10 protein-coding genes are annotated in these 15,844 nt (G+C 39.0%); 9 read left to right on the top strand and 1 reads right to left on the bottom strand.

Annotated features, from left to right (window positions below; all coding sequences use genetic code 11):
- Positions 1 to 100 precede the first annotated feature (100 nt).
- Positions 101 to 1,228, bottom strand: a complete 1,128-nt coding sequence (locus AC1RJ8_RS20600; protein WP_492955420.1) for a TlpA family protein disulfide reductase — start codon at positions 1,226 to 1,228, stop codon at positions 101 to 103.
- A 339-nt stretch (positions 1,229 to 1,567) separates the two neighbouring features.
- Between AC1RJ8_RS20600 and AC1RJ8_RS20595 the strand changes: the two genes are divergently transcribed.
- From AC1RJ8_RS20595 to AC1RJ8_RS20555, 9 genes are all read left to right on the top strand, one after another.
- The gene (locus AC1RJ8_RS20595; RefSeq protein ID WP_492955419.1) at positions 1,568 to 4,030 is read left to right on the top strand and encodes a glycoside hydrolase family 31 protein; all 2,463 of its coding nucleotides are present in this window, start codon (positions 1,568 to 1,570) and stop codon (positions 4,028 to 4,030) included.
- A gap of 60 nt (positions 4,031 to 4,090) precedes the next feature.
- Positions 4,091 to 6,055: a 1,4-alpha-glucan branching protein GlgB gene (gene glgB, locus AC1RJ8_RS20590; protein WP_492955418.1), complete on the top strand. Its 1,965-nt coding sequence runs from the start codon at positions 4,091 to 4,093 to the stop codon at positions 6,053 to 6,055.
- Between the two features lie 179 nt (positions 6,056 to 6,234).
- Positions 6,235 to 7,671, top strand: a complete 1,437-nt coding sequence (locus AC1RJ8_RS20585) for an AAA family ATPase (RefSeq protein WP_492955417.1) — start codon at positions 6,235 to 6,237, stop codon at positions 7,669 to 7,671.
- Positions 7,672 to 8,111: 440 nt separating this feature from the next.
- Positions 8,112 to 10,337, top strand: a complete 2,226-nt coding sequence (locus AC1RJ8_RS20580) for an Ig-like domain-containing protein (RefSeq protein ID WP_492955416.1) — start codon at positions 8,112 to 8,114, stop codon at positions 10,335 to 10,337.
- Between the two features lie 38 nt (positions 10,338 to 10,375).
- Positions 10,376 to 11,095: a hypothetical protein gene (locus tag AC1RJ8_RS20575; RefSeq protein WP_492955415.1), complete on the top strand. Its 720-nt coding sequence runs from the start codon at positions 10,376 to 10,378 to the stop codon at positions 11,093 to 11,095.
- Positions 11,096 to 11,127: 32 nt separating this feature from the next.
- The gene (locus tag AC1RJ8_RS20570) at positions 11,128 to 12,063 is read left to right on the top strand and encodes a T9SS type B sorting domain-containing protein (protein WP_492955414.1); all 936 of its coding nucleotides are present in this window, start codon (positions 11,128 to 11,130) and stop codon (positions 12,061 to 12,063) included.
- A gap of 40 nt (positions 12,064 to 12,103) precedes the next feature.
- Complete coding sequence (locus AC1RJ8_RS20565) at positions 12,104 to 13,075, top strand: PorP/SprF family type IX secretion system membrane protein (RefSeq protein WP_492955413.1); 972 nt, start codon at positions 12,104 to 12,106, stop codon at positions 13,073 to 13,075.
- A 366-nt stretch (positions 13,076 to 13,441) separates the two neighbouring features.
- Positions 13,442 to 14,050: a Crp/Fnr family transcriptional regulator gene (locus tag AC1RJ8_RS20560; RefSeq protein WP_492955412.1), complete on the top strand. Its 609-nt coding sequence runs from the start codon at positions 13,442 to 13,444 to the stop codon at positions 14,048 to 14,050.
- A 417-nt stretch (positions 14,051 to 14,467) separates the two neighbouring features.
- On the top strand, positions 14,468 to 15,823 hold the full coding sequence (locus AC1RJ8_RS20555; protein ID WP_492955411.1) for a glycine-rich domain-containing protein: 1,356 nt from the start codon (positions 14,468 to 14,470) through the stop codon (positions 15,821 to 15,823).
- Positions 15,824 to 15,844 lie beyond the last annotated feature (21 nt).

Genomic DNA, 15,844 nt, shown 5'->3' with positions numbered 1-15,844 from the left:
AGTATAGAGGGCTTTTTTGTGCAATACGCTTTTATTCATTTGATATATTTGAAGAGAAATATCAAAATACTGGTGATTAATCCGCTTTAATTGGAAAGTGCTAGAGATTGTTTTTTAAAAAATCTTTTAATTCTACAGTAGAAAGTCCCGTAGCTACAATTTTACCCTGTCGGTTAACCAGTAAGCTTGTTGGGAAAATGTGGATACCGTATTTGCTGGTTTCAATGCCGTTCAAATCTAAAAATTGAGGCCATGTAAGGCTGTATTTGCTGATAGCAAGTTTCCAGTCTTCTACATACTTGGACTTATCTGTTGATATTCCAATTATCTCGAATCCCTTATCATGGAATTCGTTTCTGATTGCTTTTAAGTCTTCAAACTGAGCGATACAAGGCATGCAATGGCTATACCACATATCTATAAGTGTTAATTTATTGGAATTGTATGGATCGTCTGCCATTTTTTTCCCTTTTAAGTCGGCAACGTTAAAGTTTGGAAGTGTTTCTCCAACAGCTATTTGTTTCGACAATGAAATCCGTTGTAAAGTTGCCTGGCCAAGTCTTGATGTTTTGAGCAGCGTAGAAAAACGTTCAAAGGTATTTCCCAGGGTGGCATTATAGCCAAAATTTAAAAGGGAGTATAGTTTGTAAAGCGCATAATAAGAGTCTGGATTTTCTTTAACAAAAGACAAAAGAGTAGCATCGTGAACCACATAAGTTGCTTTTAGCTCCTTCATCGATTTAAGATTAAGTTCTTCGGGAAATTTTTTGCCATAAATATTGAACAAACTATCGTAATGTAACCGGTATTGCCTGCGCTGTTCCTCTACCTGAATAAATGCCTTGTCATAATTTTTAGCATCCTTCATAATTAAATTATCATTTATGGGCTCTCCATAATTTAGTGCAGTATCAATAGAAATATGCTGCTCTCCTGCACTTATGGCTGTACCCGCAGATTGATATTTGTTTCCAATTTTAAAATAGATCCATACTGGACCGTCCGCTTGTCCATTAAATTTGAACTTTCTTTTATGTATTTTAGCCGTTACCGGTTTAAAACCGGTTGGATAAAGCGTTGTGTTTAATTCATTGGGGAGCAGTTGAACAGTTCCGGTATCAATATTTACCTCTCCAGAAATGGTAAAGGTTTTCAAGTTTTGTGTTTGCCCAAAGGTAAAAAGTGGAAGTGAGGAGATAAGGACTAAAGCTGTGGCAATTTTTTTCATGTAGGGCTAGTTGGGTAAAGCTCTTAATTAGCATTGTTAAAATGCAATAATAAGTATTAATGAAAAATTTTGTGCCAGAACAGATGTTATCTTATGTTAAAATGAACCAGATTTTTTTAATCCAAGTTCTAAAGAATTTGGTTAAGGTTGATTGTCCACTGCTTCGGTTAAATCATCAGGTAAAATTGTGAAACAACAGACTTAGTGTAAAAATCACACTATTAAAACAATCTTTTCATAAAAAAGCTACACCCCTTTTGTAAAATATTTGTATTATAGTACTTTCTTAAGCACATCCCGGTTTAAGAACCATGAATTTAAAATTTTGAATAAATAAGGATGGAAGCGCAAAACGACAAACCTAACGAGATAAGTGATCTGATCGAAAAGGAGCAAGAAATACAGCATTTAAACAATCCAGTTGATATATCGGTAAAGCCAATTGTTAAACAATACCTTGGTGCAGTTAAAAAAGTAAAAAAGGAGGGCAACCGTTTTTATTTTTCTGATGGCGATGCAAGAGTAGAAATTCGGGTGGTAAGCGACGATATTATCCGCGTTCGCCTGGCTCCTCATGGCGTTTTCTTAGATGATTTTTCTTATGCCGTACCCGAAGTAGATCAAAAAGTTTCTGTTTTTAAAATGCAGGAACACGACGATCATTTCACGATCTCTACCCATGCGGTAACCTGTAAAATAGAAAAAGCAAACTTCCACATTTCTTTTTCTGATAATATCACCAATGTAGTAATGGTTGATGAGGCCAATTCTATGCACTGGGAAGAAAATGTAGATTTTGGTGGTTATTATATCTATGCAACCAAAAAATGCCACCCTGAAGAAAATTTCTTCGGTTTGGGTGATAAATCAGGTAATTTTAACTTGCGGGGGCGCCGTTTCGAAAACTGGAATACCGATGCTTACTCCTTCGGCTGGAACCAGGACCCACTTTACCGCACTATACCTTTTTATATCGGTTTGCACAATCAGGCTGCCTATGGTATCTTTTTCGATAATACCTTTAAATCGTATTTCGATTTCGGATCGGAAGATGTAAATAAAACCAGTTTCTGGGCCGATGGCGGAGAACTGCAATACTATTATATCCATGGTCCGCATATTATGGATGTGGTTAAACGTTATGCAACTTTAACGGGAACACACCCGATGCCACCAAAATGGACTTTAGGCTATCAGCAGTGCCGCTGGAGTTATTACCCCGAAACAAAAGTTAAAGAAATAGCCAAACAGTTCAGGGAACGTAAAATCCCTTGCGATGCCATTTATCTGGATATCGATTACATGGATGGCTACCGCTGTTTTACCTGGAACAAAAAATACTTTCCGGATCCGCGGAGAATGATTAAAGAATTATCTGACGATGGTTTTAAAACCGTGGTGATGATCGATCCTGGAATTAAGGTAGATGACGATTACTGGGTTTTTAAAGAAGGTAAAGAGAAAAGATTTTTCTGTCGCCGTAGCGACGATTATTATATGGAAGGGCATGTTTGGCCAGGGCGCTGTCAGTTTCCCGATTTTACCAATCCAAAAGTACGGAGCTGGTGGGGTAATTTATACAAGGAGCTGGTAGATATGGGCGTTGCAGGTTTCTGGAACGATATGAACGAACCAGCTGTGTTTGGTTCAGGAACTTTTCCTAATGATGTCCGCCATAATTATGATGGTTACCGCGGCTCGCACCGTAAGGCACACAATGTTTATGGCATGCAGATGGTGCGTTCTACCTATGAGGGGTTAAAAAAACTGATGCGCAACAAACGTCCGTTTACGATCACAAGGGCTGGTTATTCGGGCATGCAGCGTTATGCAAGTGTTTGGACCGGCGATAATATTGCTACATGGGAGCATTTAAAGATTGGGAATATCCAGTGCCAGCGTTTATCGGTTTCTGGCGTGCCTTTCTGTGGAACAGATATCGGCGGATTTAGTGGTGAGCCAGATGGCGAATTGTTTACCCGTTGGATCCAGCTAGGTACATTTTCTCCCTTTATGCGCGCACACTCTGCCGGCGATACTGCTGAACGGGAACCTTGGAGCTTTGGCCAATTTTTCGAAGATATCAACCGTAAGTTTATCGAATTAAGGTACCGCTTAATGCCTTACCTGTATTCAGTTTTCTGGGAGCATCACCGTTATGGTTTTCCTATTTTAAGGCCTTTAGTGATGCTTGAACAAGAAAATATCAGCAACAGTTTCCGTCAGGATGAATTTTGCTATGGTGATAAACTATTGATATGCCCGGTTTTAGAGCAGGGTGCAATCTCCAGAAAAGTTTACTTGCCAAAAGGAACCTGGTATAATTTCTGGACCAACGAAATCCTGGATGGCGGTAACGAATATACGGTTGATGCGAAGATAGACAGTATGCCAATGTTTGTAAGAGCTGGTACAGTTTTGCCAGAATATCCGGTAATGCAGTATGTTGATGAAAAGTCGATTACTGAAGTAATATTGAATATTTATCATAGCGATTACGAGGTAAATTCGTACATGTACGAAGATCATGGTGATACGTTTGCCTATGAGCAGGATATTTATCTGGAAAAGAAATTCACTGTAAAAGGCGATACCCAGACCATTAAAGTGAACCAGCGTAATGAAGGATTGTATACGCCTAATTATGAATTTTATGTCTGCAATGTGATCGGCGTAAAATTTCAGGTGAAAAAGATCATTATCGATAATAAAGAGGTGAAAGATTTTTATACCGATGATCAGAATATCCTGCATTTTAAATGCAATAAAAACTTTACCGATATACAGATTTTAAGTCTGTAAATCTTTTAGCCCCAAATGCTGTTTGGTATTTGGGGCTTCATTTATCTAGCCAAAATACCTATGCCAGCAGCAAAAAAAGTTCCTGTAAAAAAATCATCCCAACCAAAAACTGATCAACAGAAATCCGTTTGGATACACAGTTTATTTACCGATTACGATATCGATCTTTTTCTTGTAGGAAAGCATTTTCGGCTTTACGAGAAAATGGGCTCACATTTAATTACAGTTGATGGAACCGCTGGAACTTATTTTTCGGTTTGGGCACCCAATGCCATCCGTGTAAGTGTAGTGGGTAATTTTAACGATTGGGACAACGCTTCACATCCGCTGAGCGTACGGTGGGATAAATCGGGCATTTGGGAAGGTTTTATCCCTGGAATTGCAAAGGGCGAAGTTTATAAATACTTTGTTAAAGGTTTTGATGAATCTGAGCATTTAAAAGGCGATCCTTATGCCAGAAGATGGGAACATCCGCCACAAACAGCTTGTATTGTTTGGGATACCGATTACACCTGGAAAGATAAAGCCTGGCTAAAGAAAAGAGCAAAAATAAATGCTTTGGATCAACCCATCTCAGTATATGAGATACATCTGGGCTCTTGGGAGCGCGATCCGGAAAATCCGGAACGTGTTTTAACCTGCAGGGAAGTTGCGGGCAGGCTAGTGCCTTATGTAAAGGAAATGGGTTTTACGCACGTAGAACTGATGCCTGTAATGGAGTTTCCATATTTCCCGAGCTGGGGTTATCAGATTACAGGTTATTTTGGCGCAAGTTCACGCTATGGTTCTCCGCAGGATTTAATGTATCTGATTAATGAGCTCCATAAAGCAGATATTGCAGTAATATTGGATTGGGTTCCTTCTCATTTTCCTGGTGATAGGCATGGTTTATATGAGTTTGATGGAACACATCTTTACGAACACGCCGATATGCGGAAAGGCTTTCATCCAGACTGGAAATCATATATTTTCAATTACGATCGAAACGAGGTACGCTCTTTTCTGATTAGTAATGCCTTGTTTTGGATTGACCAATACCACGCAGATGGCTTACGAGTAGATGCAGTGGCATCGATGTTATATTTCAATTTCTCCAGAGAAGATGGAGATGCCGCAACAAACGAATATGGTGGAAGTGAAAACTTTGGGGCCATACAGTTTTTGCAGGATCTGAATGTTGCCATATATGGAAATTTCGAGGGCGTACAGACCATTGCCGAAGAAAGCAGTACCTACCCTGGTGTAACCCATCCGGTACATGCTGGCGGATTAGGTTTTGGCATGAAATGGATGATGGGCTGGATGAACGATACCTTAAAGTATTTCAAAGTAGAAACCCTCGGCCGGAAACACCACCACCATCAGTTGAGCTTTAGCATGACTTATGCCTTTACCGAAAATTTCATGTTGCCTTTCTCTCATGATGAAGTCGTACACGGTAAATCGCCAATGTTGTATAAAATGCCTGGAGATGACTGGCAGAAATTTGCGAATTTAAGGGCACTTTATGGTTATATGTTTACCCATCCGGGAGCAAAACTGCTTTTTATGGGGAATGAGTTTGGCGAAACCAACGAATGGAACTTCACGCAATCGCTAGATTGGCATTTGCTTCAATACGCACCGCACAAGGGCATGCAGGAAACGGTTAAGGCTTTAAACTTTCTGTACCGCAAAGAACCCGCATTGTATCATTTCAATTTTAGTTACGAAGGCTTCCAATGGCTCGATGCCGATAATGCAAACGAATCTGTCTTCACATTTATGCGCAAAGGACCAAAAGCAAAAGATACTTTGGTTATTGCAATAAACTTAACGCCGGTGGTGCGTGAGAATTATAGAATCGGGGTGCCTTTTAAAACCAAATGGACAGAAATTTTTAATACCGACGATATTGTATATTACGGAGGTGGCATTAATAACAGAGGGGATATCATCCCTGATCTGGAAAATTATAACGGACAGGAATACTCGGTCGTTGTCGATCTGCCACCTTTGGCTGTAACAATTTTTAAGAGCAAGTAAAATATTATTGGTTCCTATATCACGCCAAAACCACATGTAAAAATATAGTTTTGGCGTGATATACATTTTTATATTACGCCAAAACTACATATAAAAACATGGTTTTGGCGTAATATGTATTTTTATATTACGCCAAAAATCAATTTTTGGTTACATTTGTTACTGTAAATTAAATGTTTATGGAACAGGTTGTAGGAAGAACTGAAGAAAAATTGCTGTTAAGCAAGATCGAGAAATCTGGTGAAAGTGAATTGATTGCTGTATATGGACGTAGACGGGTAGGAAAGACTTACTTAATTAGAAATGGTTTTACTAAAGAAATTGCATTTGAATTTTCTGGCATTCATCATGCAACATTAAATCAGCAGTTAGAAAACTTTAGTTTGGCACTTACAAAAGTAACAGGTGGTTTTCCTTTAGCCAAACCAGAAAGTTGGATAGCTGCTTTTGAAATGCTAGTCCAATACCTCACGCCCTTAGTAAAAAAAGAAAGAACAGTCATTTTTATTGACGAATTTCCCTGGATTAATACGCCCCGCTCAGGATTTTTGCCTGCATTTGAAAATTTTTGGAACAGCTGGGCTTCAAGGCAAAAAAAACTTATCGTTGTTATCTGTGGTTCTGCAGCTTCCTGGATGATCAATAAGGTGATTAATAACCGAGGAGGATTGCATAACCGTGTAACGAGGAGGATAAGACTTCTTCCTTTTACTGTTGGCGAAACCGCAGCATACCTTAAATACAGAAAAATAAAGCTCGATAAGTACCAGCTCTTGCAGGTGTACATGGCTATGGGGGGCATACCACAGTATCTTAAAGAAATAGAACCTGGCGAGAGTGTGGCTCAGATTATAGACAGGCTGTTTTTTACCAAAGATGGGCTGCTTCTTGAAGAATTTAAAAACCTGTATTATTCATTGTTCGATAAGGCAGAAAATCACATTGATATTGTTCAGGCATTGGCAAAAAAAGGCAAAGGATTAACACGTACCGAAATTATTAATGCCTGTAAGCTAAGCAGCGGCGGTTACGCTACACAGCTACTTGCAGAACTTGCAGAATCTGGTTTTATTACGCCTTATATTCCCTTTGGTAAAAATAGTAAAGACTCTTTGTACAAACTAACTGATGAGTATTCGATATTTTATCTCAAATTTATTGACGGAAATAAAGCAACGGGCGCTGGAACCTGGTTGAAATTTTATTCGGGTACATCATGGAAAAGCTGGAGCGGGTATGCCTTTGAGAGTATCTGCATGAAACATACCGCTCAGATTAAAAAAGCAATAGGGATAGATAATGTTTATACCGAAATATCTGTTTGGCGTTATTTGCCAAAAAACAGAGAAGAACAAGGTGTACAGATTGATCTGCTTATTGATCGAAATGATTCTTGTATAAATATATGTGAAGTTAAATTCTCTATTGTGCCTTTTGAAATTACTAAATCTTATGAAAAGGAATTAGCCAGCAAACTAAAGGTATTTCAATATCAAACCAGAACAAGAAAAGCATTGTTCTTGACTATGATTACAACTTATGGAGTCGCAAATAGCGGACGCTACCCAGGTTTGGTACAAAAAGAGATTACAATGGATGTGCTGTTTGAGGATTAGCCAAACTGATCAGTTAATTTAAAATAAGAAAAGCCTCCCATTGCTGGAAGGCTTTCTTAAACTCTGGAGTGGAAGCTTCCAGAGAGGGTGCAAAGATACAATAACCATTGTTTCTTGCAAGTATAATTTACTAAAAAAATATGGCAGTCTCTTAGCCATCAATTATTCCTGCCGATTCCAGGTATTTTAAGTTCTTACATTACCAGTAAAAAAAATATCGGTTATGCTCACTTGTTGGAATATTTTCAACATTAACCATCTACCCGGATGTCCGTAATATTTAAGTTCTTTAGTTTTGTTGATAAATATCAATAAAACAGGCTTTTGCAGAGCTGTGGGAGGGGTAATGAATGAAGTGAACGGAAAATTTGCCTTTGCGCCGCTGTACTTTTGTATTAACGAGCAAACAAACTATTTATTTTTCCCTTTACTTTAAGCAATTGAAAAGACGCTCTTGTCTATCTTTCTTGGTGCTTGTGCTTTTTCTTGTGCCCATGTATTTGCGTGCGCAGGTTGTAGCACAGTGTGAAAATACAAAGCGTACTTACGCAGATTTTCAAGGATCGATCCAATACGGATTTAAGGTATTAGGCGGGTCTTTAATTATGGGTACCATTTCAGATGCTGCAAATGCTGTTAACGGACAGGTTAAAGATGCATCAACACTGGGCGTTGGACTTGGCTTGGCAGGCTTGGCATCTTCGACACAATTCTTACAGTTTAGTGCTGCTGGAGGTTCATCCAGATCAATTCCTGCCAATACTCCCGTTACAATTAAAATTTCACTTCCCACCGAAGTGTTAAGCGTTCTAAGCGGTGTAGAGATAGGAACATTTACAGGTTTGCATACTGTTGCTGCTGATTGGCCATTATTGGGGTTGCTTGGTCCAGGTCATGATGCGGGATATGAGGCAACTACTGTTCCGATTTATAACGCTACCAATATAGCCGGTGTAATTAGCGGTTCGGGAGAGGTTGAGATTACACTCACGCCCAACCAGATATATAACGGGATTTATGTAAAGGTATCGGGCAATTTACTTTCGGTAGCGTTGTCTACAAAGCTTTTCCATGCCTACATTATGGAAACGACTACTGATAAGATTGATTGTGATGAAGTAATTGATGTTTTATCCGGAGTACAGCCTACTGTTATTGGTGGGGTGTTAAATGCAACAGGAAAGGTAACTGATCCTTTCAATTCAATAGATAGCGATAAAGATAGCTATGCGCTGATGGATGTTGGGGTCTCGGTATTAAACAAAATATACCTTACGGCAATATTTAATAAACCTTCTCAGCCGAAAGATTCTGTGAGCATTATAATAGGTAAGCCAGGGGGTGGATTACTTAATCTGAGTTTACTTACGGGATTTATCATTCAACCTTATTTAAATGGGGTCAAAGCGGGGAATGCTTTCGATAATACAGGGACTTTTCTAAATCTTAGGCTTTTTCCGGGTTCCACAGATAAATATATATTAACCTTTCCGATTAGCGAGGTTTACGACCGTTTAGAAATTACTACCGGTGGATTGGCCGGTGTGCTGGGCTCACTTCAGGTTTACGATATTAAAAGAAAATTGGCTAAACCACGCACATTGATCGATCCTATTGCTGAAGATGCCAGGGCCATCTGTCAGGGAGAAACCACCACCTTTTCCGTTAACAATCCACAGGCCTGTACAGAATATAAATGGTACGATGCTGAAACAGGAGGCAATTTGTTGCATACCGGAGAAAATTATACTCCTCCATCCTCCCTACTTGCCGGAGATTATAGTTATTATGTACAAGGTAGCAGAACCTACTGCGTAACAGGGGTTTCTGAAAGGCTCCGTGTAAAATTAAAGGTTAATCCGTTACCTCCGCTCGATGTTCCGGGCACAACAATCTGCAGCGGAGCAACGGCTACGTTAGCGGTCAGCAATTCCGATATCATCCAATATACCTACAATTGGTACACCACTGCCAATGGAGTTACACCCTTTAATACTGGGGCAACCTATACAACACCTGCCCTTAATGCGAATACTACCTACTACGTAGAAGCCATTAATACATTAACAGGCTGTAAGAATGCCGGGGGGCGTAAAGCAGTATTGGTAAATGTTAAACCTATTGCTGTTGTAAATCCGATTATTGGCGTAAATACCATCTGTGCAGGAACTACCACAACTTTAACCAATGATAATCCTTCTGGCATTTGGAGTACTAGTGATGCCACCATTGCAACGATAGATGTTACAGGAAAAGTTACAGCTGTTGCCGCTGGCGGTGCCGTAATTAGTTACACTATTGCTGATGATGTTACCTATTGTGGGAAGAAAGTGGATTTTAATTTAACCGTAAATCCGCAGCCAAATTTAACGCTGGAATCAAATCCAGGTATTTGTGAGGGACTTAATACAACCAAAATGGCTTACACTAATCCGGTTTTTAATCCTGTTAGCTACAGCATCACCTGGGTGGCTGGACCAATTTCGAATGTTTCAAATCAAGCCTTGCCACCAAATGAAATTACGATCAACGTTCCATCAAATACACCGGTAGCAGTATATCAAGGGGTATTGACCATTAAAAATGCAAATGGCTGCGAACGGGCTATCCCTTTTAGTTTTAGGGTAAAGCTTGTGCCACATAAACCCACAGTATCTATTAATTAAAAAGAAAATAAATTATTCATCCCTAACAAATTAACATCATGACGAAAAAATCTACAAAACGCAACCTAAGAATCTTTGTATTTTTAATGTTTTTATTGCCGCTGGGTGCCTTTGCACAAGCGCCAAATGTATACCTGTGCGGAACAGGTACTGTAAAATTGAATCCAACTTTCACTGGTTATACACCTGTTAACGGCGATAAAATTGTATGGACCGTTGATGGAACTGCGCAAGCTCCAGTTGTATTTGATGGAACAAATGCTTTTTATCAGATCGCAGCAGGATTGGCAGTCGGAAACCATACTTACTCTGTTCAGGTTCAGCCAGCAGATGCGAATCTCTGTCCCAGTGATGCCTCTGATAATACCGTTGTAGAAAAATTACCTGCGCCTATTATCGCTGTTGCAGCTCCAGGAAGTGTTTATTGTACCGATCAAACAGCGGCCACGGTAATTACGGCGAGTAAGGATGCCTCAATAACATTACCAACGGGCGTAACCATGACTTATCTCTGGTCTGCAACGCTAGGCGGTACTGCCGTAGCAGACATTACAACTTTAGGTACAGCATCTAGTTCTGGAGATACCTTTACACTTAAAGCTGGCGTGGCTCCAGGTGCGTATGTTTTCACTGCTATTGGAAGTTATGCTACAGGTGGTGTTCAGATTGTACCTGCAACAACTTGTACTGCAACTGCGAGTAAAGCCATTACCGTTACCGTTAAACCAGGTAAAGCAACTATCACTGTAGCGCCATAAGGTGTTATTGTTTATAAGGTTTAACTATCGTGATGTTTAACAGGTTAAGGATAATTGTGTTCGGCGTGCTGCTGCTTTCTGCAGCAGCATGCTTTGCGCAATCTGGCAATCCGAATACGCTTAATCTTAAACCAGGCGTTACTGTTAAACTGAGGGCCAATGGTACAGGTGCTACCTCTTATCAATGGTTCAGAAATGGAGATGCCATTTTGGGGGCTACCGAGCAAGATTATGTTGTAAATACCGCAGGGAAATATACAGTTATTACTTTTAGTTTGGGTGGCTGTAGCTCTGATCTGTCAGAAGAAATGGAAGTGGTGATGGAGACAGCCATATCAGCAGATGTTTCCATAGTTAAAAGATCTGAAACCAGACAGGTAATCAATACTGAAGTATTTAAATACAATTTATTGGTGCGCAATAACGGACTTGGTGAAGCTACGAACATACAGGTAAAGGATGACCTTCCAGAAAATCTAACCTTTGTAAGTGTCGATCCTACAATTGTTGGTACCGCAAGTTATAACGATCAAACTAAGACAGTTTCCTGGGCGATCCCATCACTTGCCAACGGCAGTTTTGTTGAGCTGATCATTAATGTAAGGGCAATGAAACCTGGTAATGTTATTAATAGTGCCAGGGTTACCATCAACGAAATAGATCCCGATCCGTCTAATAATACATCAGTTGATACCAAAGAAATTACAGGGCTTAAAATACCTAATGTGTTTACGCCAAATGGCGATGGAAAAAATGAAACCTTTTTTATTGAACGCTTAGACCGCTATAGCGAAAACCAGCTTACCATTATTAACCGCTGGGGAAGTACTGTTTATGAAAAAGATAGTTATTTAAATGACTGGACAGCTAACGGTTTGGTAGATGGAACGTATTTCTATGTGCTTAAAGTAAAAACTGCAAGTGCTCAATGGCAGGAATTTAAAGGTTATGTTACTGTAATCAGATAAGTGGATTTAAAATATGAGGGTATGAAACTAAATTATACAGATGAAAAAGATTGTTGTAACGGCATTATTTAATTTAATTTTCCTTTGTCTGTTCGCTCAGCAGAATGCCCAGTTTGGACAATATATGTTCAATGGTTTATACATCAACCCAGCTTATGCGGGCTACAAAGAAGAACTATATATGCAGGCTTTTGTCCGGGCTCAATGGATGGGTATTCAGGGTGCTCCTCAAACACTTTCCATATCGGTAGATGAAGCGGTTAAGGAAGAAAGTTTAGGTTTGGGTTTATTGGTGTCGAAAGATAAAATTGGCGCACAGAACTCATTAAACCTATCAGGGAATTTTGCTTACCGCATTAAGCTAGATCGTACCGAAACCAATGTACTTGCTTTTGGCGTTGGAGTGGGCGTAATGCAAATGGGGCTAAACGGGAGTTTGTTAGATCCAAATGAAACTGGCGATAACAAGATTCCAACAGGATATGAAAGCCGTATTGTACCGGATATTAGGGCCGGTGTACATTATTCGAATGAAAAATTCTTTATCGGTTTCTCTGCCAATAACCTGCTTACACAATACCTTCCTGTTTTTAGGGATAATAATCTCTTAAGTATTACTTCTAAGCCGCATTTTTATTTAACGGCGGGAATGGTATTTCCAGTGAACAATGATTTTATGTTCAAACCTACTTTTTTGATCAAAGATGATTTGAACGGGCCAACCTCATTGGATCTTAATGCTTTTTTAATGATCAAAGAAAAACTTTGGTTAGGTGCTGCGTATAGGACCTCCGTAAAATTTTATCCTAAGCCAGCATTACAAAGCGATTTAAGGGCAAGGAGTGCCATCGGATTGATTACCGAGTTCTTTGTCCGCGAAAACCTCCGGATTGGCTATGGTTACGATTATAGTTTAAATAAATTCGGCAGCTATGATTATGGTTCGCACGAAATATCTATTGGGTATTATCTGCAAACTGCAAAAAGCAGAAGGCCAAAATGTTACTTTTAATAATCGGGTGCTTTCGGTCCCGACTTTCTTTATTTCTTTTCTTTTTTACTGAACGTCTATTATCTCTGCATGGGCTACATGCATTGTTTTTTGTAAAAAAAAATGAACGAAATGAATGTTACAAAAATATTTTACTTCATCTGTTATATTAAGATGGTCAGCTTCTGTTATGTTTACTCTATTCGGGTTCTTTAAGATTAAGCTTAGCATTTTTTGCTAGAATAAATCAGTTTGTGCTTCAAAATATTAATAAATTCTCATTATAGAGGTATTTAAACATCATAATTGGCTCAATAATCTACTTTATTTTTATATTTCGTTAAAAAATACTATTATTAAGGGTCTAAAGTCTATCCCTATTTGTGTATGCTCGAATCCCGAAAGGTATTTTTAGTGAACGCTGTATTAAATTATTTCAGCAGTTTATGTCCTATAACCTCTGGATTTATCCAGGAAATAGAAAAAAATGTAGATGCGCTGCTAATCAAGAAAAATAAATACATTTTATCGCCTATTGATAATAATGATTATGTTTTTTTTGTAGTATCAGGCATGGTAAGAGGTTTTATTAAAGAAGGTAATAAAGAGATTACCACTTGGATCAGTTTAGGGAACGAATTTATTGGAGCGATTCAACATCCCGATGCAAACACCCAACCCTCAATTGAATATTTGCAGGCATTGGAAAATTCAGAATTGGTTGCCATCCCACACTTATTGATTGATGAGCTTTACGCCAGTTACCAGGAAACGAATGTTATTGGCAGAAAGATTTTAGCGCTCCAGTATCATGCCGCCTCAGAGCGGGCCATAATAGCTCGAATTCCTTCGGCAGAAAGGCGTTATGAAAAATTCTTGGAAATGAACTCTTTTGATATATCTAGAGTGCCATTAAGATGCATCGCCAGTTATTTAGGTATGCGTTTGGAAACACTTAGCCGTATACGAAGTAAGCTGGTAAGAGAGATGGTGTAGTTAACTAAAAAACTATTTCCCAGTCGGTCATAACAGGTTAGATAAATCCGTGCGGAAAGAATACGTATTTTAAACGCTATGTTTACATACATTATACACTTTTTACATATTGATGTACAACCTTAAATTGCATATACCAAACATCATATTTGTGTTTAAATTTGGGTAAGTAAAAATTAAATCAACGGGACGATTTAGATTACACTCGTAAGCCTCTCTTTTAAGGGAGGCTTATTTTGTTTCAGCCTGCCAGTGCTTATATACACGGTTAAGCCTTTACTCAATATTGTTAATGTTTCTGATTAGTCGTATATTTATATATGGAAGTAGTAGTTGGATTATTAATTATGTTACTTGGCATTCCCTGGAAAAAGATAGGGAAGTGGCTGGAATTTGAAAAGTAAGTGGCATCTGGATATGAATGATACCCTCTGGAAAAGCATACAGCAATTTGATTTCGATCATCCACCGGGCGAATATAGCTTTTCGATCAGGTTGGCTAGTGAAAACCAATGGACAAAAGACTTTACCGAAAAAGCCATACTAGAATATAAAAAATTTATGTATCTGGCTGCCATTTCTGATGTAATGGTTTCCCCTTCAGCCATTGTCGATACGGTTTGGCATCAGCACCTCATTTTTACACAATCTTATCAGGATTTTTGTGCGCTGGTTGGTAAGCAGATCCAGCATGTGCCCTCTACACATCAAAAAGAGCAGGCAGAGCAGTTTAGGCTGGCAAAAGAACAGACGAAGCGCGTTTACCTTGATCATTTTGGAGCACAGCCCAAAGCTATTTGGGAATATGATACCATGTTGGCCGGCTTGAAGCTTGAATCGGCCAAACTTAAGACTGGTTTTTTTATCTTATACGGTGTACTGGTTTTCATCTTGCTTTCTGTTCCATTTTATTATTTGCTTAAACCTGTTTATATCCATATTGATAACCCTTATTTTATTTTGGGTTTTCTCGGGTTGGCGCTTCCCGCCTATGTAATACTCAGTTTATATACCAAAAACAGATTTAAACAGATTGCGCGCGATTTCGATCGGCAGTCGTTCGTTTACCACCTTAAACCATTTGAACTGATTTATCTTAAAAGACAGAAACTTGCCGAGGTAATAAACGGGGCCATAAGCGAACTTATTCATGCAGGTGTACTAAATGTAAATGCCCGTCGCCGTATTTATATTTCAAAAGAAGTAGATAGCCTTTCAGGAGAGCAGCTCCAGGTTGTTTCGGTATTAAAAGATAAAGGCGAAGTCTTCTACCCAGAACTGCTAGGGCAATTGCAGACAAGAGCGATTTTCAGAAATACTGCCAAAAGTATGGACATGTTTAAATGGTATTTCAGCCAATCGAAACAGTTTGCACGACTGTTTTACTTGAATTTTACAGTTTTTGCAACACTTACTATGTTTCCGCTCATTCGCTTGATAACAGGTATTATAAGGGATAAACCCACTTTTGAGATTGCACTTCTGACAGGATTTTTGATGATTTTTATGGTTAAACACCTTTATGTACTCAATCAGCAGTTTTGCATCCGTACCATCCCTGATTTGTATAAATCGGCAATTTTGCCTGCAATAAAAGATGAACAGGATTGGCGATGGAGTTACTTTTTATATGGATCGGCTGTGTTAACTGCAACTCTTGTTCCATTGGTAAGTTACGAAAGGAGTAGAGGGGAAGACGGCGGCGGAGCCAGTTCTTGCGGTTCATCCTGCGGAAGTTCTTGTGGTAGCTGCGGTGGTTGTGGAGGCGACTAATAATTTTTTTGCTTTAAACTA

This window comes from Pedobacter sp. GW822-FHT03F06, from assembly GCF_058801365.1.
The sequence above is the reverse complement of the archived record's forward strand: the minus strand, read 5'-3'. Positions and strand labels throughout refer to the sequence as shown.

What these genes read in the sequence shown, in the direction of transcription:
- AC1RJ8_RS20600 (WP_492955420.1), bottom strand. Translation starts at nt 1,228, where the DNA reads ATGAAAAAAATTGCCACAGCTTTAGTCCTTATCTCCTCACTTCCACTT.
- AC1RJ8_RS20595 (WP_492955419.1), top strand. Translation starts at nt 1,568, where the DNA reads ATGGAAGCGCAAAACGACAAACCTAACGAGATAAGTGATCTGATCGAA.
- glgB (WP_492955418.1), top strand. Translation starts at nt 4,091, where the DNA reads ATGCCAGCAGCAAAAAAAGTTCCTGTAAAAAAATCATCCCAACCAAAA.
- AC1RJ8_RS20585 (WP_492955417.1), top strand. Translation starts at nt 6,235, where the DNA reads ATGGAACAGGTTGTAGGAAGAACTGAAGAAAAATTGCTGTTAAGCAAG.
- AC1RJ8_RS20575 (WP_492955415.1), top strand. Translation starts at nt 10,376, where the DNA reads ATGACGAAAAAATCTACAAAACGCAACCTAAGAATCTTTGTATTTTTA.
- AC1RJ8_RS20570 (WP_492955414.1), top strand. Translation starts at nt 11,128, where the DNA reads ATGTTTAACAGGTTAAGGATAATTGTGTTCGGCGTGCTGCTGCTTTCT.
- AC1RJ8_RS20565 (WP_492955413.1), top strand. Translation starts at nt 12,104, where the DNA reads ATGAAAAAGATTGTTGTAACGGCATTATTTAATTTAATTTTCCTTTGT.
- AC1RJ8_RS20560 (WP_492955412.1), top strand. Translation starts at nt 13,442, where the DNA reads ATGCTCGAATCCCGAAAGGTATTTTTAGTGAACGCTGTATTAAATTAT.
- AC1RJ8_RS20555 (WP_492955411.1), top strand. Translation starts at nt 14,468, where the DNA reads ATGAATGATACCCTCTGGAAAAGCATACAGCAATTTGATTTCGATCAT.